The sequence below is a fragment of the Methylobacterium bullatum genome (assembly GCF_014845095.1).
Classification (GTDB): domain Bacteria; phylum Pseudomonadota; class Alphaproteobacteria; order Rhizobiales; family Beijerinckiaceae; genus Methylobacterium; species Methylobacterium bullatum.
Genome location: NZ_NKUG01000129.1, coordinates 13,442 through 33,933 on the forward strand (window position 1 = coordinate 13,442; position 20,492 = coordinate 33,933).

Annotated in this window: 23 protein-coding genes; 6 read left to right on the plus strand and 17 right to left on the minus strand. The window is 66.8% G+C overall.

Annotation, left to right across the window (positions count from 1 at the left end):
• Positions 1–333 precede the first annotated feature (333 nt).
• From hpnJ to MBTS_RS17630, 4 genes are all read right to left on the minus strand, one after another.
• Positions 334–1,767, minus strand: coding sequence for a hopanoid biosynthesis associated radical SAM protein HpnJ (hpnJ, locus tag MBTS_RS17615; protein WP_018044397.1), 1,434 nt, complete (start codon positions 1,765–1,767; stop codon positions 334–336).
• Between the two features lie 58 nt (positions 1,768–1,825).
• On the minus strand, positions 1,826–3,040 hold the full coding sequence (gene hpnI / locus MBTS_RS17620) for a bacteriohopanetetrol glucosamine biosynthesis glycosyltransferase HpnI (protein ID WP_056162570.1): 1,215 nt from the start codon (positions 3,038–3,040) through the stop codon (positions 1,826–1,828).
• A gap of 106 nt (positions 3,041–3,146) precedes the next feature.
• A complete protein-coding gene (locus MBTS_RS17625; RefSeq protein WP_056162567.1) occupies positions 3,147–3,770 on the minus strand; it encodes an MlaC/ttg2D family ABC transporter substrate-binding protein in 624 nt (207 codons plus the stop codon).
• Entirely contained in the window at positions 3,761–4,912 is a 1,152-nt protein-coding gene (locus MBTS_RS17630) for a flippase-like domain-containing protein (RefSeq protein WP_056146483.1), read from the minus strand. The genes MBTS_RS17625 and MBTS_RS17630 overlap by 10 nt, the downstream gene beginning before the upstream one ends.
• Positions 4,913–5,125: 213 nt before the next feature.
• Between MBTS_RS17630 and MBTS_RS17635 the strand changes: the two genes are divergently transcribed.
• Both MBTS_RS17635 and MBTS_RS17640 read left to right on the plus strand, forming a co-directional pair.
• Positions 5,126–6,307: a hypothetical protein gene (locus MBTS_RS17635; protein ID WP_056146623.1), complete on the plus strand. Its 1,182-nt coding sequence runs from the start codon at positions 5,126–5,128 to the stop codon at positions 6,305–6,307.
• Between the two features lie 121 nt (positions 6,308–6,428).
• A complete protein-coding gene (locus MBTS_RS17640; RefSeq protein WP_244973583.1) occupies positions 6,429–7,316 on the plus strand; it encodes a MipA/OmpV family protein in 888 nt (295 codons plus the stop codon).
• Positions 7,317–7,352: 36 nt separating this feature from the next.
• Here the strand turns inward: MBTS_RS17640 and MBTS_RS17645 are convergent, their stop codons facing one another.
• The 9 genes from MBTS_RS17645 to MBTS_RS17685 all read right to left on the minus strand — a co-directional run bounded on the left by MBTS_RS17645 (position 7,353) and on the right by MBTS_RS17685 (position 13,423).
• Positions 7,353–7,586 (minus strand): hypothetical protein, encoded by a 234-nt coding sequence (locus MBTS_RS17645; RefSeq protein ID WP_192216132.1) that lies wholly within the window; start codon positions 7,584–7,586, stop codon positions 7,353–7,355.
• 74 nt (positions 7,587–7,660) lie between these two features.
• Positions 7,661–8,272 (minus strand): glutathione S-transferase family protein, encoded by a 612-nt coding sequence (locus MBTS_RS17650; protein WP_147830121.1) that lies wholly within the window; start codon positions 8,270–8,272, stop codon positions 7,661–7,663.
• Between the two features lie 114 nt (positions 8,273–8,386).
• Positions 8,387–9,568: a dienelactone hydrolase family protein gene (locus MBTS_RS17655; protein WP_147830123.1), complete on the minus strand. Its 1,182-nt coding sequence runs from the start codon at positions 9,566–9,568 to the stop codon at positions 8,387–8,389.
• 158 nt (positions 9,569–9,726) lie between these two features.
• Complete coding sequence (locus MBTS_RS17660) at positions 9,727–9,936, minus strand: hypothetical protein (protein ID WP_238253782.1); 210 nt, start codon at positions 9,934–9,936, stop codon at positions 9,727–9,729.
• A gap of 111 nt (positions 9,937–10,047) precedes the next feature.
• Complete coding sequence (locus MBTS_RS17665) at positions 10,048–10,482, minus strand: response regulator (protein WP_192216134.1); 435 nt, start codon at positions 10,480–10,482, stop codon at positions 10,048–10,050.
• A 236-nt stretch (positions 10,483–10,718) separates the two neighbouring features.
• On the minus strand, positions 10,719–11,618 hold the full coding sequence (locus MBTS_RS17670; protein WP_238253783.1) for a dienelactone hydrolase family protein: 900 nt from the start codon (positions 11,616–11,618) through the stop codon (positions 10,719–10,721).
• Positions 11,619–11,688: 70 nt separating this feature from the next.
• The gene (locus MBTS_RS17675; RefSeq protein ID WP_056146474.1) at positions 11,689–12,150 is read right to left on the minus strand and encodes a hypothetical protein; all 462 of its coding nucleotides are present in this window, start codon (positions 12,148–12,150) and stop codon (positions 11,689–11,691) included.
• A gap of 157 nt (positions 12,151–12,307) precedes the next feature.
• Positions 12,308–12,793 (minus strand): DUF192 domain-containing protein, encoded by a 486-nt coding sequence (locus MBTS_RS17680; protein ID WP_056146472.1) that lies wholly within the window; start codon positions 12,791–12,793, stop codon positions 12,308–12,310.
• 12 nt (positions 12,794–12,805) lie between these two features.
• Entirely contained in the window at positions 12,806–13,423 is a 618-nt protein-coding gene (locus MBTS_RS17685) for a cold-shock protein (RefSeq protein WP_056146470.1), read from the minus strand.
• Between the two features lie 443 nt (positions 13,424–13,866).
• On the opposite strand from MBTS_RS17685, the gene MBTS_RS17690 reads away from it, so the two are divergent.
• Positions 13,867–14,904 (plus strand): heparan-alpha-glucosaminide N-acetyltransferase, encoded by a 1,038-nt coding sequence (locus MBTS_RS17690; protein WP_373321257.1) that lies wholly within the window; start codon positions 13,867–13,869, stop codon positions 14,902–14,904.
• 104 nt (positions 14,905–15,008) lie between these two features.
• On the opposite strand, the gene efp is transcribed toward MBTS_RS17690, so the two are convergent.
• On the minus strand, positions 15,009–15,575 hold the full coding sequence (gene efp / locus MBTS_RS17695; RefSeq protein ID WP_018044413.1) for an elongation factor P: 567 nt from the start codon (positions 15,573–15,575) through the stop codon (positions 15,009–15,011).
• Between the two features lie 160 nt (positions 15,576–15,735).
• Here efp and epmA point away from each other — a divergent pair, with 160 nt between their 5' ends.
• The 3 genes from epmA to MBTS_RS17710 are packed head-to-tail and all read left to right on the plus strand — an operon-like array spanning position 15,736 to position 18,753.
• On the plus strand, positions 15,736–16,809 hold the full coding sequence (epmA, locus tag MBTS_RS17700) for an EF-P lysine aminoacylase EpmA (protein WP_192216135.1): 1,074 nt from the start codon (positions 15,736–15,738) through the stop codon (positions 16,807–16,809).
• On the plus strand, positions 16,806–17,891 hold the full coding sequence (locus tag MBTS_RS17705) for a lysine-2,3-aminomutase-like protein (RefSeq protein WP_056146466.1): 1,086 nt from the start codon (positions 16,806–16,808) through the stop codon (positions 17,889–17,891). The genes epmA and MBTS_RS17705 overlap by 4 nt, the downstream gene beginning before the upstream one ends.
• Before the next feature lie 49 nt (positions 17,892–17,940).
• Positions 17,941–18,753, plus strand: coding sequence for a YdcF family protein (locus MBTS_RS17710; protein WP_018044416.1), 813 nt, complete (start codon positions 17,941–17,943; stop codon positions 18,751–18,753).
• A 20-nt stretch (positions 18,754–18,773) separates the two neighbouring features.
• Here MBTS_RS17710 and MBTS_RS17715 read toward each other — a convergent pair whose 3' ends face one another.
• From MBTS_RS17715 to MBTS_RS17725, 3 genes are all read right to left on the minus strand, one after another.
• Positions 18,774–19,070, minus strand: a complete 297-nt coding sequence (locus tag MBTS_RS17715) for a DUF3253 domain-containing protein (protein ID WP_018044417.1) — start codon at positions 19,068–19,070, stop codon at positions 18,774–18,776.
• A complete protein-coding gene (locus MBTS_RS17720) occupies positions 19,067–19,804 on the minus strand; it encodes a DUF599 domain-containing protein (protein ID WP_192216136.1) in 738 nt (245 codons plus the stop codon). The genes MBTS_RS17715 and MBTS_RS17720 overlap by 4 nt, the downstream gene beginning before the upstream one ends.
• 158 nt (positions 19,805–19,962) lie before the next feature.
• Entirely contained in the window at positions 19,963–20,220 is a 258-nt protein-coding gene (locus tag MBTS_RS17725) for an acylphosphatase (RefSeq protein WP_082494208.1), read from the minus strand.
• Positions 20,221–20,492 lie beyond the last annotated feature (272 nt).

Consider the following 20,492-nt stretch of genomic DNA (forward strand, 5'->3'; position numbering starts at 1 on the left):
ACCCTTCCCCTTGGCCGGTCACCCTCCGGCGCCGCGGGGACGGGGCGGAGGCGCGTGGCCTGCAGGGCCCGATCCCGCCTGCCCGAGGGCCGGCGCCGGAGAGCTTTCGAGGCTGCCGAAACAGCGGAACGACGAATCCTCTCATCGCTGACCGCGCCGGAAGGCGTCGCGCGACCGGTTCCGTCGGGGAAAGCGTCTAGAGCATGATGCGGAAAGGGGGAACCGGCTTTTTCGCCTCTCGCCCGCGGCTCTGCGAACGACTGGGTCCCTGCCGGAAACGAAAACGGCCGGGCAGCGAGCCCGGCCGTCATGCGTCGATGCGAGAGCCGAGGCTCAGGCGGCCTTGGCGGTGCCCTGGCGCTCCTTGAGGAAGCGGTAGAACTCCACGCCTTCGCGCAGGCGGCGCTTCATCATGTCGGGCGAACGGACCATTTCGGAGACGATGGAGGCGATCTTCGGAGCGCGGAAATAGAACTTCCGGTAGAACTCCTCCACCGCCGCGAAGATCTCGGAATGCGACAGGTGCGGGTAATGCAGCGGCGCGATCTGCACGCCGTTCTCGTCGACGAGCTCTGCGTTCGCGATGTCGAGCCAGCCGTTCTCCACGGCCTGCTTGTAGAGGAAGGTGCCCGGATAGGGGGCCGCCAGCGATGCCTGGATCGTGTGCGGGTTGATGCGCTTGGCGAAGGCGATCGTCTCCTGGATCGTCTCACGGGTCTCGCCGGGCAGGCCGACGATGAAGGTGCCGTGGATGGCGATGCCGAGGTCGTGGCAATCCTTGGTGAACCGCTCGGCCACCTCGACGCGCATGCCCTTCTTGATGTTGTTGAGGATCTGCTGGTTGCCGGATTCGTAACCGACCAGAAGCAGGCGCAGGCCGTTCTCCTTGAGCACCTTCAGGGTGTCGCGCGGAACGTTCGCCTTGGCGTTGCACGACCAGGTGACGCCGAGCTTGCCGAGTTCGCGGGCGATTTCCTCGGCGCGCGGCAGGTTGTCGGTGAAGGTGTCGTCGTCGAAGAAGAACTCCTTCGTCTGCGGGAACTCCTTCAGGCAGTACTTGATCTCTTCGATCACGTGCGCGACCGAGCGGGTGCGGTAGGTGTGGCCGCCCACCGTCTGGGGCCAGAGGCAGAAGGTGCAGCGGCTCTTGCAGCCGCGGCCGGAATAGAACGAGATGTAGGGGTGCTTGAGGTACCCGATGAAGTACTTCTCCATCTGGAGATCGCGCTTGTAGACGCTCGTCACGAACGGAAGCTGGTCCATGTCGGTCATGATCTCGCGGTCCACGTTGTGGATCACGACACCGTTGGCGTCCCGGTAGGACAGGCCCTTGATCTCGGACATCGGAGTGCCGTCGGCGACTTCCTTGACGGTGAAGTCGAACTCGTTGCGGGCGCAGAAATCGATGCACGGGGCCTGGGCCATGGCGCCGGCCGCGTCGACCGCGACCTTGGCGCCGATGAGCCCGGCGATGAGCTTCGGGTTGGCGGCCTTGAGCGCCTCGACGGTCTTCACGTCGGACTTGAACGACGGCACCGATGTGTGGAGCACCACGAGGTCGAAATCATTGGCCTGAGCCACGATCTCGGGAAGCTTAATGTTGTGCGGAGGCGCGTCGATCAGCTTCGAGTTCGGCACCAGGGCCGCCGGCTGGGCGAGCCAGGTCGGGTACCAGAACGACTTGATCTCGCGCTTGGCCTGGTAGCGGGAGCCCGCGCCGCCGTCGAAACCGTCGAAGGTGGGAGCCTGGAGGAAAAGCGTGCGCATGGGGTTCAAGGCCTCAGCGAGAAAGGAAAAAGGGCGGACGGGACGCTAAAAGCGAAGATCAGAGCGAGGATGCACCAGCATCGTGGCCGAGGCTTCGCTCGGGGATCAGTGTGCCATCTGCAACCACCCGATAATCGTGACCTTTCCATGTCACCGCCCCCGAGACGAAGCTCCAGGAGAAGTTCATGAAGGAGAGGATGTCGCGAATCGGCAACAGCCAGTAGGGGTGCGGAGCGAGGCCGAAGGCGCGCTCCAGGCGGACGCAGAGGATGATGCGGCAGGCGAGCGCCAGGGCCGCCACCACGAGGCCGCTCGTATCGGCGCCGGGGATCAGGGCACCGATGAGGGCCAGCGGGAAGGCGTGGGTGACGATGGAGCCGGCATAGCCGGCCGGATCGACGTTGCGGATGGTCCGGTTCCAGCGCAGCTCGTGCTTCCACAGGCCGGCGAGATCGGTGTCGACGCAGGTATGCCCGATGGTGAAGGTCGGGATCGCCACGAGGCCGCCCCTGGCGCGGAGGGCCTCGCCCACGGCGTAGTCGTCGGCGAGATCGTCGCGGAAGGCCTCGAAGCCGCCCATCTCGGCCAAGGCCGTGGTGGTGAAGGCGATGGTCGAGCCGAAGCAGGGCTTGGCGAGGCCGAGCGAGGTGCCCATCACGACGTTGGGCAGGAACTGTACGTCGATGGCCAGCGCCGAGAGATGCGCCCAGATTCCGCGATGGGCCGGTACGCCGTGATAGAGGCAGGTGACGCCGTTCACGCCCGGCTGCCCGAGCTCGGCGACGATCCGTTCGAGGTAGTCGGGCCTCGCCACCATGTCGCTGTCGGCCAGCACGATCACGTCATGGGCGATCTGGGCCGACATGTTGATGAGGTTGGAGACCTTGCGGTTCGAGCCGTGCTGGCGCGCATCGATGACGAGATCGAGCTTCAGGTCGGGATAGGTTTCCGCGAGGCGGCGCACCACGGCGATCGCCGGGTCCGTGGCGTTCTGCACGCCGAACACCACCTGCATCGGGCCGGTGTAATCCTGGCGGCAGAAAGTCTCGAGATTCTCGTAGAGATTGGGCTCCATGCCGCAGAGCGGCTTCAGGATGGTCACCGAGGGACGCGCGGCGTTCGCCGTCAGGACCGGGAGGGGGCGGCGTGCGTAGCGGCCGGCCAGGAAGGCAGCCGTCAACCCGTAGACGCAGCCGGCCAGGGCCATGAGCTGGAACACGAGTGAGAGCCAGCTCAGGCTCGCCGAAGGCAGATCCGTCAAGGTGAGGTCCATGATGGGCGAAGCTCGGTCACGGTTTGGATGAGGGTGCCGCTGGGTCGGGACGACGGCACGGGTGGGTTCGTCCGGCCAGGCCCGGCGAGGGGCGTCTGGCCTGCGTCTAAGGCTTTGGTTTGGCGGCGAGCATCGCCGCCGTCCGATCGCGAAGGAATTTCAGCAGGCTTTCCGCCCCGCCCGCCTTCAGCGGATCGGCGAAGCTGCCGCGCATGGCGGCGATCTCGCTGACGTTGCCGTTGAGGTAGACGTCCTGGATGCGGTTGCCCGAGCCGACGAGGTAATCGATCTGCGAGGCGTCGCCATCCGCATTGGCGACCTCGGTCTGGACCACGCGGTTCTGCCCGCGCGCCTCGCTCTCGGGCTTGATGTCGAACTTGCCGCCGGCGGCCTGGGACAGGCGGGTGGCATAAGTCGCGGTGAAATACTGTTTGAAGGCTTCCGTCAGCGCGCCCTGCTGCTCGGGCGTGAAGCCCTTCCACTTCGCGCCCACGGCGACCCGCGCCATGGTGGCGAAGTCCATGCTCTGGTCGAGGACCGGGCCGATGACGAGCGCGCGGCTCTTCACGTCGGCCTCGGGCGCCTTGAGAGCGCCCTCGAAGCTGGCATAGAGACCGCGCACGGTCTGCACCGCCGCATCCTCGGCGGCGCGGGCAGCCGTTCCCGACAGGAGGGTGACGGCGAGGAGGGTCGAGGCGGCGAGCCCCGATGCGAAGCCGCTCACGCGCATTTCCGCAGCGTCCCCATATCGCTCTCCATCGATCGCAACACGGTGTGGTTTCCCACGAGGTTGGCGGGCACACGCGACACCGGCATGGCGTCCAGGCTCACCGCCCGGGCGATGTCACCCCCGGCTTTCACCGTTCCCTGCTCCACGGACACCGGGGCCGGAGAGGTCCGGTCTTCCGTGTCCGGCGCGTCCTTCTTGCCTTCCATGAAGTGCCAGGCCACCAGGCCGGGCACGCCGACCATGAGATCGGCCAGGCGCTTCACCAGGGAGAGCGCTAGGGCGGCCTCGGCGGGGATGCCGAAGATCGCGCAGAGGGCGATGAGGCCGCCTTCCTGGGCGCCCAGCGCCCCCGGCACCGCGAACGCCGCGCCACGGACCGCCTGGGCCAGGCTCTCGATCACGATGGCCTCGGCCACGGTCACCGGATAGCCCATGAAGTGCAGCGCCACGTAGACCTCGGCCGCACCGATGATCCAGCCGATCATGTGCACGCCCATGGCGCCGATGACCCGCTTGGGCGAGGAATAAAGTCTGCGCAGGCCGTCATAGAGTACGTCGACCGCGCCGAGTGCCCGCCATTCGCGGGCGGCGGCGAAGCGGTTCAGCATGGCCTGGATGACGCGGTGACCGCTGCGGCGCTGGATCAGGAAGAAGGCGCCGAGGGCCGGGGCCGCGATGGCGAGACCTCCGGCGACCGTGCGCACCACCGGGCCGTCGCCGTGCAGCCAGGCGAGCAGGGCGACGCCGCCGACCGTGAAGAGGAACTGGGTGACCGCCTGCGTCATCAGGTCGACGAACATGCTGGCGCCGGCGAGCCCCCCGGAGACGCCGCGCTGCGCCAGGAGCCGGGCGCCGACGAAATCGCCGCCGACGGTGGCCACGGGAAGGAGCGTGTTGATGCCCTCGCGGACGAAGCGCAGGGAGACGCAGTTCCACAGGCCCGGGCGGTCGGCCCGCGGGAACACGGCGAACCAGCCGAGTCCGGCCCAGCCCACGGCGACGGCGCGTACAACCACGACGATGGCGGCGCCCCAGCCGGCGCTCACCAAAGCGGCGGCGACATCATCCAGTCCCGATGACAAGAACAGGCCTGCAACCGTGCAGAGGCCGACGATGAGGGCCAATGTCGTCAGACGCTTCATGATCCCCCTTCGACCGTCGGCGCGGACGATTTTTTAGAGAAATTCACCGACCCCCCGGACGAAAAACCTTCCGGAAAACGTTGGCATCATCGGAAGTTGCAGCTTTGGATTTCGTTGTCTATCACCCGATAGACACAGTGCGGGCCAAAGCGGCGATGGGGCCTGAGCCTCGAAGAAACAGCCGCATTTTAAGGCGCGACCAAGGGACGAATGATGGACCGCGAAGCTTTCACCACGGCCCGGGACGCCGTGCTCGCCGACGCGCAGATCGATGCTTATGACACCGCCCCGGCCGACTATCGCGGCACCCCCGCCCCGAAATCTCCGGTCATGGCATGGAACGAGTGGGACCCTCTTGAGGAGGTGATCGTCGGCAGCCTCGACGGCGCGACCATTCCGTCCCACCACCTCACGGTGATCTTCAACCTGCCGCGTGCCGCGCAGCCGTTCTACCGGTTCGCCGCGGGCTTCCGCTATCCGAAGTTCATGAAGAAGCTCGCCCAGGCCGAGCTCGACAACTTCATCACGATCCTCGCCGGCGAGGGCGTGAAAGTCCGCCGTCCCGACACGGTGGATTTCTCGCGCAAGTACAACGCACCCCGCTGGTCGTCCCGCGGCTTCTGCGTCGCCTGCCCGCGCGACCCGTACCTCGTGATCGGCGACGAGATCATCGAGAGCCCGATGTGCTGGCGCTCGCGCTATTTCGAGGGCGATGCCTACCGCTCGCTGTTCAAGGAATATTTTCGCAACGGCGCACGATGGACCTCGGCGCCCCGGCCGCAATTGACGGACGAGCTCTACAATTACGATTACCGCGTGCCGAACCTGAAGGCCGGCGAGCCGATGCAGTTCACGGTCAACGAGTTCGAGCCGGTCTTCGACGCGGCCGATTTCGTCCGCTGCGGCCGCGACCTCTTCGTCACCCGGTCCAACGTGACGAACCTCATGGGCATCGAGTGGCTGCGCCGCCACCTCGGCTCGGGCTTCCGCGTCCACGAGATCGAGAGCCGCTGCCCGCAGCCGATGCATATCGACTCGTCCTTCATGCCGCTGGCCCCGGGCAAGGTGCTGGTGAACCCGGATTATATCGACGTCGAGAAGCTGCCAGCCGTGCTCAAGAAGTGGGACGTGCTGATCGCGCCCCGCCCCGATCCGGTGGAGGGCTTCATGAGCAAGATCTCGATGTGCTCGCCCTGGACTTCGATCAACGTGCTCGCCATCGACGAGAAGAAGATCGTCGTCGACGCGAGCCAGCCGACCTTGATCAAGGCCCTGAAGGATTGGGGCTTCGATCCGATCCCGGCGCCGTTCCTGTCCTACGGTCCGTTCGGCGGCTCGTTCCACTGCGCGACCCTCGATGTGCGCCGTCGCGGTGCTCTGAAGTCCTATTTCTAGCCTCGAGATCGCTTCGGCGCGCCTGTCGTGCCGAAGCGTCTTTCCGACAGTGCCAACATAGGTCTGTCGTCACGTCGGGTTTGTCGTGATGCGTTAGGGATTTGTGTCTATGACATCGCTCATGGACACGATGTTTCCCAACCCATCCTCGCGCCCTGCGCAACGGACGGGGCTTGCCGCCATGCCGGCCCTGGCTCTCGCGGGCTCGCTCATGGCGGCGGGTGCGGCGGGAGCGGCCGACCTCATGGAGATTGAGCGGCCGCCGACGTTCCTCGCCCTCGACCAGAACCTCTGGGTCGTGACGGTGACGGCGACGGTGCAGGCGACGCCGAGTTTTCCGGGGTCGAACGAGTATACCGCCATCGGCTACCCATCGATCAGCATCGCCAAGGCCGGTACGCCACGCCGGTTCTCGTCGCCCGATGACGGGATCAGCGTCTCACTCTACGATTCGCCGCTCTTCAATGCCGGTCTGACGGCGGAGTACGTGCCCGGCCGCTATTACGGCGACAACCGGCGGGACCTGTTCGGTCTGCGCGATGCCCAGTTCGCCATCGAGCCGGGTGTCTTCGTCGAGTATTACCCCACGCAATGGCTTCGCGCCCGGGCCGAGTTGCGCCATGGGATCTTCGGGCATCACGGCTTCGTCGGCTCGCTCGGCGCGGACGTGATCCAGCCCTTCGACCGCTGGCAGGTCTCGGTGGGCCCGCGCTTCAACTTCGGCGATGCCAGCTTCGCCCGGCGCTATTTCGGTGTTCAGCCATTCGAGGCGGCGCTCAACGGAACGCTGACCCCGTTCCGACCCGACAGCTACGTCACGGTCGGCGCCTTGGGCGCTGTGACCTACACGTTCGACGAGCGGTGGGCCGCGACGGGATATGTCGGCTATAATCGCATCGTCGGTTCATCCGCCGACAGCCCGCTGGTGCGCCGCCAGTTCGGGTCGCAGAACCAGTACACGTTCGGTGTGAAGGTGAATTACAGTTTCACCACGCAGCCCTGGTTCTAGAAAACAACGTCCGAGACGGGTCGTCCGGCCGCTGTTTCACCCGGCGACACGGGGCCGGACTCTTCCGCCCGGAACCGGCGGCGTGGCCAGTGCCCGTTGCCATGTGCATCCGGCGAGGGCAAGGGCGAGCCCGTATTGGAGCAATCCGTTCTCGGCGAGGTCTGCCGGCGCGATCTGTGCCTGGATCGCCCAGCGCGTCAGGACATTGAGCAGGATGAGCCCGGCGCAGAAGGCGGCGGCGGTGATCAGGGCGGCGACGAAATCGGGCATGGCACGACCTCCGGAGAACCGGATTTCGAACTAGCAAGGCGCGCGCCAGCCTTTCCCCACCAACGATGTCCGGTTCAGGCCGCCGGCGGCTTCGTCGCCTCCATGGCGGGGTGGGCGGCAAAGCTCGTGAACCAGGCCGCCAGATCCGGGTACTCCTGCTTCCAGCCGAGTTCGGTGAAGCGCAGGTCGAGATATCCGAGGGCGCAGGCGATGCTGATCGTCCCGATATCGACCCGGTCGGCAAAGCCTCGCGCCCGGTCGTCGAGGGCTGCCAGCGCGCTTCGTATCTTGGCCTCCTGGCCGTCCATCCAGGCGACGGAGCGTTCGGAAGCGTCGCGGGCCGTGAGTTCGTAGCGGATCAGCAGGGCCGCATCGAGGATGCCGTCGGCGATGGATTGCTCGTTGAGCGCCGTCCAGCGGGAGGGGCCGGCCGGCGGGAACAGCGCTCCGCCGGCGCGGGCATCGAGATATTCGCAGATCACCCGGCTGTCGGCCAAGGCGTGGCCCTCGTCATCGAGGAGGGTCGGCACCTGCGCCATGGGGTGATGGGCGAGGATGGTGCCGTCGCGCTTCACCGGATGCGCGGCGCTCGGCAGCAACTCGATACGGTCGACGAGGCCCAGGACATGAGCGCAGGCCATGACCTTCCGCGCGAAGGGCGAGAAGTGCGAATGGAACAGCTTCATCGGGACCTTCCGGGCTCGGTTCGTCGGCATGAGGGGGAACCGGCCCGCTTTCGGCAAAAGCCGTCGCAAAGGCAAGCCCCGGCGACCTGCCGATCGTGCGCGAAGGGGCCGCGATCAGGGCCGGCGGGCGGGCTTCGGCTTGGGCGGTGCGACGGACGCAGGCACCGGGGCCACCGGCGCGGCCACCCGCGCGGGGCGGGGCGTTTCCACGGCGAGACGTTTCACCGGCCAGCCGTCGCTCCAGCGCTCCATGTCGCTGAAACGCGGATTGGCCTTGAGGCTCGTCGGATCCCCGCCGAACGCCGCGGCCGCGGCCAGATCGAACGTCTTCCAGTAGGCGAGATAGTCGAGACTGTCCGCGCGGGAATTGTTGAGTTGAGCCAGCAGCGTCGTCTGTTCGCCGGTCAGCGACATGTCGGCCGACCATTTGAATGGGGCCGGCGGCTGCTTGGGATCCTTCGGGGGCTCCGGCGGCAGCTTGATGGCACCCCCGTCATAGGCGGTGTCCACGGCGCCCGGCGAGGTCAATGTCGCCGTGAGCGACGGGAAACCGTGATCGTCGGAGAGCGCGCGGATGAAGAGCTTACGCTCGGGCGCGACGGCACTCGCTTCGCGCAGGAGGCGTCTGGCGGCAAGGTCGGCGGCGCGGGCATCCCGGTCGCCGATCACGGTGATGACCAGGGTCTCGGGATCGATCTTCGACAGGTCGCGCAAAACGACCCCCCGGGATTTGGCATCGCTCGCGATCCCGCCCGGCATGATCGCGAAGACGAGACGGGGCACCGGCAGGCCCGCCTCCCCGGCATCGGCAGCGAGGTTGGCGGCGATCGGTGCACCCGCGAGGTGGCCGATCAGGGCGACGCGCTTCAGGTCGGGCTTGGCATCGGGATCGGTCTCGAGATCCGCGAGGGCGGCCTTCACCAGTTTCTCGGCGTTGCCGGTGGCATCCGCCGGCCTCGTCCGGTTGATCTCCTGGAAGCGGGGAAACACGACGAGATACCCGGCTCTGGCGAGGTGATCGATCCATGCTCCGTAAGGCAACGGGTTGGGCGAACCCCAGGCGTGCAGGAAAACGACGACGGGTCGCCCTTCCGCCGGTGCCGCACCGGCCGCGTGGAAGACGAAGGTCGCCGCACTGGGGCGCCCGAGCGCCCGTTTCACGATGGATACGGAGCGATCTCCAATCCCGCCCGGGCCTTGGGCGGGCTGATTGGGCGGTGTCGCGCCGAGGACCGGTTCGCACAACGACGCGACGACAAGCGAGGCGCCGAGAACGAGGCAGGCTTTCAAACGCATGACGGGCTCGTCAGATCGATCCGGAGGGGCGCGCCCGGAATATCAGGTTTTCAGCGATGAAGGCGAGACGATCCCGGTCTCCCGCCAAGTCCTGACGGATTGCGTCATTCGGGCCGCACCAATGGTAGGATCAGGATCGCGGCAAGAGAGACATCGCCCTATCGCGTCTCCGCTCCCGGATTGCATCTGTCGTCGATGAGCTTCGCCAGACGAAGCAATTCCTCGGGCACGGAATGGTCGATGATCTCGCTGTACATCGTGCGCAGATTGTCGCCGACATTCTGCATCATCCTCGACTCCGAGTAGACGGTATACGATTGTCCTGATCGACTGATATTGGCCATGGTCATCGTGGCGGTGGTGCTCATTTGAAGCTCGTGCAGTCTGGTTCCATCAATCATGAACCCATGGACCAACGGCTGGCGCCGAAGAAGTTTCCTTTTAAACTGGGATAATTGTGGCTGCCGGCCGAACGACCATCAGGCGGTGTTGCCGCCGATCCTGTCGATGCCCGGCCCTTGCTCGGGCGTGCGGCCTGAAGCCTCTTCGACCCAGGCCAGGATATCCGATGCCCGCCACGGCTTCGGGATGAAGGTCGCGGAAACCCGCAGGTCACTCGGCTGATCGCCGGCATCGCCGGAGGTCAGCAGAACCCGCACGCGGGGCCAGGTGACGCCGATGATCCGGGCGAGTTCGAAACCGCCGATGGGACCGGGGGTGCGCACATCGGAGAAGACGACGCTCACCGCACCGTCCTTCTCGTTCAGGATTGCCAAGGCTCGCTCGGCGGTTTCCGCCTCGATGACGCTGAAGCCGGTCTCTTCCAGTAAAGCGGCCGCGAGAAATCGCTCGTCGGGCTCGTCCTCGACGACGAGGATCACCGGTTTCGCGCCCGATGGATTCACAGCACTCATGGGTCCGGAACGCTCTTCAGGGCTGACGGCCGCATCGGCCGCCATCCCAGCAACGCTATGTAGTCCTGCCCGTCAATGTGTCGATCCAGCGCTCGGATCATGAATTTCGACGGGTTCGCGCCGCAAAATCATGATCAAGGTGCCGGTTTCTCAATTCTTGCAGAGGGAACGCTCTCACGGGAGGTGGCTGATCCCCCCGTCGAGCCATTCTTCGCGCCGGTGCACTGCGGTACGATTTACCCGACCCCGTGGCTTTTGAGAAACGCCAGAGCGCGAGCCCAACCCTGCTCGGCGCTGTCCTTGCGATAGCTCGGCCGGTAATCGGCGTGAAACCCGTGCGGCGCCTCCGGGAACACGACGAGCTCGACGCTGCGCCCCGCGGCGTTCGCCCGGTCGCGGGCGTCTTCGACGCTGGCCACGGGAATGCCCGTATCGGCGCCGCCGTAGATCGCGAGGAGTGGTGCATGGAGATCGGTCGCCACGTCCCCCGCCGTTTTGGGCTGAAGCTCCGTGCGGTCACCGCCGAGCGGGCCGTACCACGCCACCGCTGCCTTCAGGTCGCGTCTGTGCGCCGCGTAGAGCCATGCTCCGCGTCCTCCGCGACACCAACCCATCGTGCCGATCCGCCCGGCATCGGCTTTCGAATCGGCGATGGCCCAGGATGAAGCGGCGTCGAGATCCGCGATCCACTGGGCGTCCGGGGTCTTCAGGATGACATCACGGACGATCGCCTTCACGTGCGTCATCTTCGAGAGATCGCCTTGCCGCGCGTAAAGTTCGGGCGCGACCGCGCAATAGCCGACCTTGGCCAGCCGACGGCAAACATCCTTGATGTATTCGTGAACCCCGAAAATCTCTTCGATGACGAGAATCAGGGGAAACGGACCCGCCCCTTCGGGCATCGCCCGATAACCCGGCATCGGCCCGTCGGCCGCCGGAATCTTCACCTCACCGGCAACGAGACCGGCCGAATCCGTCGTGACCACCTGCGCCTGCGCATTCGCCTCGGCCAGGGTGAACCCGGCGATGAGGCTCGTCATGACGAAGCCCCGCCGCGAGAAGGGCGGGACCACGAGCCCGTCGAGGCCGCCCAGTCCCTTGCTCCGCTGGTCCTTGTCCGTCCCGTGATCGTCCATGGGATGCTCTCCTGCCCGGCGCCGTACGACGCGTCTTCAGACAACTAGAGTATCACCGGCCGAGGTCACGTCAGGACAGGGCCGCGCGCACCATCTCGACCTCGTCCTTCCGGCCGGCACCATTGCGATGCGGGGACGGACGGTTATCCGACGCGGCGGGCCGCCGCCGGGCTATGGATTTCGGACGCACCAGTTCCGCCAGCTTGGTGAAGCCTTCGCTGCCGGGCTGACCGCCCTGCCCCATCCGGAGACCGAAGCCGGTGACGAAGGACTGCGCCAAAGCCTCGTCGCGCTCCACATCGAACAGATCGGCGGCCGCCTGGAACGCCTCACGGAACGGGCGCAGGGAGCACCAGCTCTTCTCCGCAAGATGGAGCGGCCATTCCCAAAGGCCCGTCTCGGAGCGCCGCCCCAACCCGTCGCGCGCGATGAAATATCCGGTCCCGCGATGCTCCAGACCATCCGCGATCACGCGCCAGTCGGCGTTCTCGAACAGGACCACTTCTTCGCTCGAAGCCTCAAGATCGATCATCGCGTTCCCCTGCCATCGTCGAGGAGCGCACTGACGCAGGCTCACTCACTCATGGAACAATGAGGGAACATTGGTGGGAAACCGAGCGGGCGTCAAGACGCTTGTTCACGCTGCGTTCGCTTAAGACCGCCGGTCGAGGACGACCGATACTCAGTTTTCAGCGCGATCCGAACATCGTGTGCTCGACCCGGTCGCCCGCCTTGATGCCGAGCTTGGCCGTCGTGCCGGCGTTGAGCTCCAACACCGCCACCACGGGTTCGCCCGATGGGATGACCTTGGTCGACAGGGGCTCGGTATTCGTCGCAATCCGGGCGATGCTTCCGTCGGGCCGGATGAAGAGCATGTCGAGGGGCAGGTAGGTGTTCTTCATCCACATGGCGACGCGTTCGATTTTCTGGAAGTCGAACAGCATGCCGTGCTCGGGCGGCATCGAGCGGCGAAACATCAGGCCGCGCGAGCGCGATTCGTCGTCCCGCATCACCTCGACGGAAAAGCTGTGCCGGGTACCCCTGCTGGCGATTTCCAGAGGTTCCGTCGCCGCGACCTCCTGAGCGGTGGCGGCGCCGAGGCCCGCCAGGATGGCGACGAGGATCAGGAGCGCGCGCAAGGGCGCGAACGAGCGGGCGGCGTTGAACGATGTCACGTGGTCATTCCGTCAGTGGGAGGCGGGCAGCGCGCCGTCCAGAAGCCGAACCTCGGCCGCCATCTTGCCCTTCGAACCGTCGCCATACCGAACGAGAACGGTCTCACCGGGCTTCAGTTCGGCGATGCCGTAGCGACGCAACGTTTCCATATGGACGAAGATGTCGGGAGAGCCGTCGCCACGGCTGAGGAAGCCGAATCCGCGCAGACGGTTGAACCACTTCACCACCGCCGTCTCGAGCCCGCTCGTCGCCGTCACGCTCACATGTGTGCGGGGCATGGGGAGTTCGGACGGATGCGTCGCCGTCGACTGATCGAGGGAGATCACCCGGAAAGCCTGCCAGCCACGCGGCCGCTCGGTGGCTTCCACCACGATCCGTGCGCCCTCGCTCGCCGCCTGATGTCCATCGCGGCGAAGGCAGGTGATATGAACCAGCACGTCGGCGGAGCCGTCGTCCGGCAGGATGAAGCCGAACCCTTTCGAGACGTCGAACCACTTGATGCGGCCTGATACCTCGACGAGGTCGAGGGGGCGCAGCACCTCTCCGTCGGCGAGATCGGTGCTTCGCCCGTTGACCGATTCCCCCGAGGCGTGAAGCCCATGCGCGCCTGATCCGACATCGTCCGACATGTAAGCAACCCACACCGAATCACGCGTCGCGATCCGCACCACAGATTAACAAAGTCACAACCCGGCGGAAGCCCGTTTGACCGACAACGACTGCGGCGATTGATACATTCTTCAGCATATCGGCTCGGGCGCAACAGGCCGTCCGGGACGCGGCATTTGCGCCGAATCTTTCCCGAGGCCTCTATCGCAGATCCTCTCTGCCGAGTGGCGGGGCGGGTTCGGGCCGATCACGATCGGTCGCCATCATGTCGGGAGAAGCCCTGCATTTGTTCATCGCGCCGGAGCGAACGGATGATCCCGCGATCGGCGGTGCCCTTGCGTCGGACTCACCACCGGCGATAGCCAACGCGGATGATCCAGACCTTCCTTTCCGTGGCGAAGCCTTCGCCCTGCCCGCGCTCATGCGCCCGGCCCGAACGGCAGCCCCATCCGAGGCCGGGCGCATGAGCGCCTCGACGGCGAGCCCCGTCACGGGTGCCGAAGCGCCACAATCCACCACCCGGTTCCGCGAGGCCCGGCGGTTCGATCTCATCGACGTCGCGCGCGGCATCGCTCTCCTGGCGATGGCCGTCTACCACACCACCTGGGATCTCGGAGATCTGAGGCTCACGCCGGAGAACTACGCCCTGGCGCCGCTGGGCAAGGTCGCGGCCCATCTCATCGCCGGCACGTTCCTCGTGCTCGTCGGCATCGGCCTCGTCCTGATGAACCGGGACGGTCTCCGGCCCCGCGCGTTTCTCCTGCGGCTCGCGCGGATCGGCATCGCCGCCCTCCTCACTACGGCGGCGACATTCTACACCTTTCCCGACAGCTACATCTTCTTCGGAATCCTGCACTGCATCGCCGTATCGAGCGTGCTCGCCGTGCCGTTCCTGCGGGTCTCGCCGGTGGCGGCACTGGTGGTCGGCATCGTCGTGCTGGCAACGCCCGCCGTCATGGCGAACCCGGATTATCACCTCGCCGTCTTCGACGATCCGATCCTGAGTTTCCTCGGCCTCGGCATGCTGCCGCCCCGCACCAACGATTACGTGCCCCTGTTTCCCTGGTTCGGGCTGGTTCTCTTGGGGCTCGCACTGGCCCGGCTCGGGCTGCCGGCCTTCATGCGCAGTCGCCTGTCACAGTGGCGGCCGAGATCGCTCCCCTCGCGGGGGCTGGCCCTGGCCGGGCGCCACAGCCTCGCGGTGTATCTCGTGCACCAGCCGCTTCTGCTCGCCCTGCTGACGGGCGTCGTGACCGTGACCGGTCCGCATCCGAAGGCCGGTCTCGTTGCATTCCGTCAGGATTACCGCACGCAGTGTGAGGCGACCGGGGGCAATGCGCAGACATGCCGAGTGGCCGCCCGCTGCGTCGCCGATGCCCTCCAGCGCGAGAATCTGTGGGCGATCAAGGGGCGGAGTTTCAACGCGGAGGAGCGGGCGAAGGCCCAGGCTCTGTCCCAATCCTGTTACGAAACGGCCGATGGTCCAGCGGTATCGCCGTGAGGCCGTCTTGAACGAAAGGCACCCGCCTCACGAGGGAGGCGGGTGCCCAAGCCTTCGATGAACACGAGCCTAGAGGATCCACGGTGATCGGGGATCCTCGATCCTCAATCCTTGGCGCGTTCCACGTAGGAACCGTCTTCCGTCAGGATCACCACGCGGGTGCCCACCGCCACATGCGGCGGTACGGCGGTGCGCACGCCGTTGGACAGGATCGCCGGCTTGTAGGAGGAGGAGGCCGTCTGGCCCTTCATCGCCGGCTCGGTCTCGGTGATCTCGAGGGTGACGCGCTGGGGCAGTTCGACGGTGAGCGGCACGTCGTTATGCGAGGCCAGCATCACCTTCATGCCTTCCTGCAGGTACGGCGCGGCGCTGCCGACGACGTCCTTGGGCACCGCCACCTGATCGTAGTTCTCAGGATTCATGAAGTGGTAGCCCTCGCTGTCCTCGTACAGGAAGGTGTGCTCGCGGTCCTCGACGAAGGCGCGTTCCACCGATTCGGTGGTGCGGTAGCGCTCGGACACCTTCACCCCGTCGGTGATGCGGCGCATGTCGAGCTGCGTCACGGGAGTGCCCTTGCCGGGGTGGATGTTCTCCACCGTCAGGATGACGTAGAGCTTGCCGTCCTTGTCGACGACGTTGCCCTTGCGGAGCGTAGAGGCGATCACCTTCACGGGGTCAGATCCTGTTCGAGACAATATATGCGATGCCCCGGCGCGGATTCGGCCCGCGGGAGCGACATCTGTGCCTCGCCACTACCCTATCCGGCGGCCTGTTGCCAGCAGCACGGCGCCGGCATGCGCATTTGGCGTGCCGGCTACGGGACGCGCGGGCGTGACCGGTTCTCCCTCGCCCTGGTGGGCACCGCACCGCCATGCCGACCGCCGCCCGGCTCTCCTCGCGCGAAACCGCATCGTCGCGGCCCTGCGCCGGCATTTCGCGGCCCGCGACTTCGTCGAGGTCGAAGCCGCCGCCCTCCAGGTCTCGCCGGGCAACGAGGCCCATCTCTCGGCCTTCGCCACCTCGGCCATCGGCCATGATGGCGCCGCCTCCCCGCTCTATCTCCACACGTCACCGGAATTCGCCTGCAAGAAGCTGCTGGCGGCGGGTGAGACGCGGCTGTTCAGTCTGGCGCGGGTGTTCCGCAACCGCGAGCGCGGTCCCCTGCACCATCCGGAATTCACCATGCTCGAATGGTACCGGGCCGGCGAGGACTACGAGGTGTTGATGCGCGACTGCGCCGACATCCTGGCGCTGGCTGCCGACGAGGCGAAGGCACGCTCCTTCCGCTTTCGCGGCCGGGAATCCGATCCCTTCGCGGATTTCGAGCGCCTCACCCTCGCCGAGGCGTTCGAGCGCCATGCCGGCATCGACCTCCTGGCGACGATCGAGCCCGGCGGCGGCACGGACAGGGACGGCCTCGCCGCAGCGGTGGCCGCCTGTGGCCTGCGGGTGGCGGCCGACGATTCCTGGGCCGACCTGTTCAGCCGCGTCCTTGTCGCCCTGATCGAGCCGAAGCTCGGCGACGGGCGGCCGACCCTGCTCTACGAATATCCCGTGAGCGAGGCGGCCCTGGCTCGTCCCAGCGCCCGCGATCCCCGCGTGGCGGAGCGGTTCGAGCTCTACGCCTGCGGCGTCGAGCTTGCCAACGCCTTCGGCGAGCTCACCGACCCGCACGAGCAGCGGCGCCGGTTCGAGATCGAGATGGCGGAGAAGGCGCGGATCTACGGTGAGACCTACCCGATCGACGAGGATTTCCTCTCGGCCCTGGCCATCATGCCGGAAGCGAGCGGCATCGCGCTGGGCCTCGACAGGCTGGTCATGCTCGCGGTCGGCGCGCCGCGCATCGACGACGTGATCTGGACGCCGGTCGCGGAGACGCCGGCGGCGATGGATGGCAACGCGTGAACAGGCCGCTTCCCCATTCCCTTCCCCGCTCCCTCCGCAACCCCGCGCAACTCGTCGAAGCCGGGCTCGTCGCGGCCTCCGATCTTCCCGCGCTCGAAGCCGTGGCGGCGCGATACGCTGTCTCGGTGACGCCCGACATGGCCGAACTCATCGACCCCACCGATTCCGCCGACCCCATCGCCCGCCAGTTCCTGCCCCGCGCGGAGGAACTGGCGACACGTCCGGAGGAGGATTCGGACCCGATCGGCGATGCCGCGCATTCGCCGCTTCCAGGCCTCGTCCATCGCTATCCCGACCGGGTGCTGCTGAAGCCGCTGCATGTCTGCCCGGTCTATTGCCGCTTCTGCTTCCGCCGCGAGATGGTGGGGCCGGATGGGCTCGGCACCCTGAGCGAGGACGAACTCGCCGCCGCTTTCGCCTATATCGCCGACCGGCCCGACATCTGGGAGGTGATCCTCACCGGCGGCGACCCCTTCGCCCTCTCGGCCCGCCGGCTCGGGCAGATCGCCGAGGCCCTCGCCGTCATTCCGCACGTCAAGGTCCTGCGCATCCATACCCGCGTGCCGGTGGTCGAGCCCGCCCGCGTGGACGACGATCTCGTCGTTGCCCTGAAGCGCTTCGGCGGCGCGGTCTATGTCGCGCTCCACGCCAATCATCCGCGCGAATTCACGCCGGCCGCGACAGCCGCCATCGCCCGTCTCGTCGATGCCGGCATCCCGATGGTGAGCCAGACGGTGCTCCTCGCCGGGGTCAACGACGACCCGGAGACCCTCGCGAGCCTGATGCGGAGATTCGTCGAGAACCGGGTGAAGCCCTACTACCTCCATCACGGTGATCTCGCTCCGGGCACCGGCCACCTGCGCACCGGATTGGCGGCGGGGCGCGATCTCATGGGGCGCCTGCGCGGGCGCCTGTCCGGCCTCGCCCAGCCGCTCTACGTCCTCGATATTCCCGGCGGCCACGGCAAGGTGCCGGTGGGGCCGTCCTATCTCGGGGCCGACGAATCCGGCTGGCGGGTCACCGACCCGCAGGGGCAGGAGCATCCCTACCCGCCGGATGCGGACGGACCGGATCGGGACTGACCCACACACGCGGAATCGTCCGGCAGATACGAGGCTTCAGGGTCCAGACATGTTCTTTCCGCTCTCGAAACTGATCTATTTCGTGATCACGCCGTCGAACTTCTTCATCCTGATCGGGCTTCTCGGCTGCGTCCTGATGTTCGGCGGCTGGACGCCGCGCCTCGGGCGCGGGCTGGCCCTCCTCGGCTTCGCCGGGCTCTTCCTCGGCGGTCTCCTGCCTCTCTCCGCCTGGATCGCCCTGCCCCTCGAAAACCGGTTCCCACGCTTCGCGGAGGACGGTGCACCGATCACGGGCGTGATCGTGCTGGGTGGCGCGGTGGAGACCCAGACGACGCTGGCGCGCGGCCAGCTCTCGGTGAACGATGCCGGCGAGCGCCAGATCGCCTTCGCGGATCTCGCCCGCCTCTACCCGCAGGCGCGGCTCCTCTTCTCCGGGGGGAGCGGATTGCTCGGCAACGACGGGACGTCCGAGGCCGCGATCGTCAGCCGCTTCGCCGATACGCTCGGGCTGCCGCGCACGCGCCTGATCCTGGAAGACCGCTCGCGCAACACCCACGAGAACGCGCGCTTCTCGGCCGATCTGGTCAAGCCGGTGACGGGTGAACGCTGGCTGCTCGTCACCTCCGCCTGGCACATGCCGCGCGCCATCGGCTGCTTCCGCCAGGCCGGTTTCGACGTGACGGCCTATCCGGTCGATTACCGCACGGTGGGATGGAGCGACGCGTGGAAGCCGAAGAGCTTCGCCTCCGATGGGCTGCTGGTCCTCGACCTCGTGGTCAAGGAATGGATCGGGCTGATCGTCTACCGGCTCGCCGGCTACACCGACGCGCTGCTGCCGGCGCCGCAGGCGAAGTCCGACTGACCCCTTCGCGGCGGCGCGGCTCAGGCTTCCCCGGTGTCCGGGGCAGGCATTCCGAGGCGGTAGATCCCGCGAAAGTCGTCCGGGTCGGCCACGGGCTTGCCCTTGCGCAGGATGGCGATGCGGCCTTCCTTGGTGAGGCGCACGGCCATGCGGCGAACCGGCTGCATCAGCGGGCTCCAGGCGTCCGGATGCGGCCCGCCGAGATGACGCGCGACTTCCGAGGGGCAGACGGTCTTGCCTTCGCCCCGCTCGGCGACGAGGCGGAGGATCGATTCGCCGATCTCCTCCTCGCTCACGGATTTGCGCTCTGTGCTCATGACTCGGTGTCCTGCAGGGTGGCCTCGTCGTCCTCGTTGAGGAGGATGGCGCGGATGTCGGAGGTGAATTGCCGGCGCCACATGACACAGATGACGGCCGTGGTGGCGATCATCAGGAACCAGGCATTCACGAACCAGCCGAGATAGGCCAGCGCGAAGAGAAAGGCGCGTTGCCCTTTCGCGAAATGGCTGCCGGCGGCGATGTTCATGGCGGCGGCCCGTCTGGCGGCGCGGTCCATGTCGGCTTTCGGGGCGCCTGTGCCCTTGGGAGGCACCGCCCCGATGAGGATCGCGCCGTAATTGAACAGGCGGTAGGCCCAGGCGAATTTGAAGAACGCGTAGACGAAGACCATGGCGAGGCCCGCCACTTTGATCTCCCAGGTGACGCGGGTGGCGATGGCGCCGAAGGGCAGCGCGCCGAACAGGGTGAGCACGTCGTTGCCGGAGCGGGACAGGGTCAGCACGCCGCCGAGCGCGATGAGGGAGGTCGAGGCGAAGAAGGCCGTCCCGTTCTGGAGGGAGGCGTTGATCGTGGTGTCGACCACGCGGTTGTCGCGGACGGTGAGCTGGCGCGACCATTCCTCCCGCTGGCGGTTCATGATCTGGCTCAGACTCGTGCGCCGCCCGCGCATCCGCGCAACGGCTATGCCGTAGCCGGCCCATGCGGTGACGAAGTAGAGGAGGCCGGCAATGTCGAGCGGCGAGAAATCCGCGAGGGTGAACGGGTGCTGCATGGGCTCTGATCGCTTCCCGGCTTGTGGCCGACCGGAACCCGGTCTCACCTGTCCGCCTGCGGCGCGGACCATAGGGCATCGGCCCGATCCGTGGGAAACGAATCTCTGACGGTGACGGATCGGAGTAACCCGCTGTCATGGACGACGGCGGAGGGAGATCAGTCTCGCAGGATGCGAAATCCCGCATCGGGCGGATCGGCCGCATCGATCGCCTCGACCGAGGACACGGCGGCGCCGGCGGGCCCCAGCCGGCAGGCATCGAGCATGGCGGCGACCGCCTCGGACGCTCCGCTGAACCTGGCTTCCACACCGCCATCCGCGCGGTTGCGGACATGCCCGTTCAGGCCGCGACGTTCCGCTTCGCGTGAGGTCCAGTACCGGTAGCCGACGCCCTGCACCCGGCCGCGGATCACCACGTCGACGGTTCTGATCGTATCCAGGGAAACGCTCCTCTCAGGTCCGCGCGCCCGAACCGGGGCGATCTCGTGGCCGGAAACTCGGCTCGACTCAACAAGCAAATGGTTTTGCGATGACTTTCGTCCGAACATGATGGGTGCGGGACATCAGGCAAGCACGTCCTGCCGGGTCCGCCATCGACGGCATCGCGGTGGGCGCTTGAGTCGAAGATGGACGCGAGATATCCGGCCGCCGTCATGGGGCGATCGCGGCGACGCGAAGGTCCCGGCCC

Coding starts and splice junctions, on each gene's coding strand:
- hpnJ (WP_018044397.1), bottom strand. CDS start 1,767: ATGCGCACGCTTTTCCTCCAGGCTCCCACCTTCGACGGTTTCGACGGC.
- hpnI (WP_056162570.1), bottom strand. CDS start 3,040: ATGGACCTCACCTTGACGGATCTGCCTTCGGCGAGCCTGAGCTGGCTC.
- MBTS_RS17625 (WP_056162567.1), bottom strand. CDS start 3,770: ATGCGCGTGAGCGGCTTCGCATCGGGGCTCGCCGCCTCGACCCTCCTC.
- MBTS_RS17630 (WP_056146483.1), bottom strand. CDS start 4,912: ATGAAGCGTCTGACGACATTGGCCCTCATCGTCGGCCTCTGCACGGTT.
- MBTS_RS17635 (WP_056146623.1), top strand. CDS start 5,126: ATGGACCGCGAAGCTTTCACCACGGCCCGGGACGCCGTGCTCGCCGAC.
- MBTS_RS17640 (WP_244973583.1), top strand. CDS start 6,429: ATGGACACGATGTTTCCCAACCCATCCTCGCGCCCTGCGCAACGGACG.
- MBTS_RS17645 (WP_192216132.1), bottom strand. CDS start 7,586: ATGCCCGATTTCGTCGCCGCCCTGATCACCGCCGCCGCCTTCTGCGCC.
- MBTS_RS17650 (WP_147830121.1), bottom strand. CDS start 8,272: ATGAAGCTGTTCCATTCGCACTTCTCGCCCTTCGCGCGGAAGGTCATG.
- MBTS_RS17655 (WP_147830123.1), bottom strand. CDS start 9,568: ATGCGTTTGAAAGCCTGCCTCGTTCTCGGCGCCTCGCTTGTCGTCGCG.
- MBTS_RS17660 (WP_238253782.1), bottom strand. CDS start 9,936: ATGAGCACCACCGCCACGATGACCATGGCCAATATCAGTCGATCAGGA.
- MBTS_RS17665 (WP_192216134.1), bottom strand. CDS start 10,482: ATGAGTGCTGTGAATCCATCGGGCGCGAAACCGGTGATCCTCGTCGTC.
- MBTS_RS17670 (WP_238253783.1), bottom strand. CDS start 11,618: ATGGACGATCACGGGACGGACAAGGACCAGCGGAGCAAGGGACTGGGC.
- MBTS_RS17675 (WP_056146474.1), bottom strand. CDS start 12,150: ATGATCGATCTTGAGGCTTCGAGCGAAGAAGTGGTCCTGTTCGAGAAC.
- MBTS_RS17685 (WP_056146470.1), bottom strand. CDS start 13,423: ATGTCGGACGATGTCGGATCAGGCGCGCATGGGCTTCACGCCTCGGGG.
- MBTS_RS17690 (WP_373321257.1), top strand. CDS start 13,867: ATGAGCGCCTCGACGGCGAGCCCCGTCACGGGTGCCGAAGCGCCACAA.
- MBTS_RS17710 (WP_018044416.1), top strand. CDS start 17,941: ATGTTCTTTCCGCTCTCGAAACTGATCTATTTCGTGATCACGCCGTCG.
- MBTS_RS17715 (WP_018044417.1), bottom strand. CDS start 19,070: ATGAGCACAGAGCGCAAATCCGTGAGCGAGGAGGAGATCGGCGAATCG.
- MBTS_RS17720 (WP_192216136.1), bottom strand. CDS start 19,804: ATGCAGCACCCGTTCACCCTCGCGGATTTCTCGCCGCTCGACATTGCC.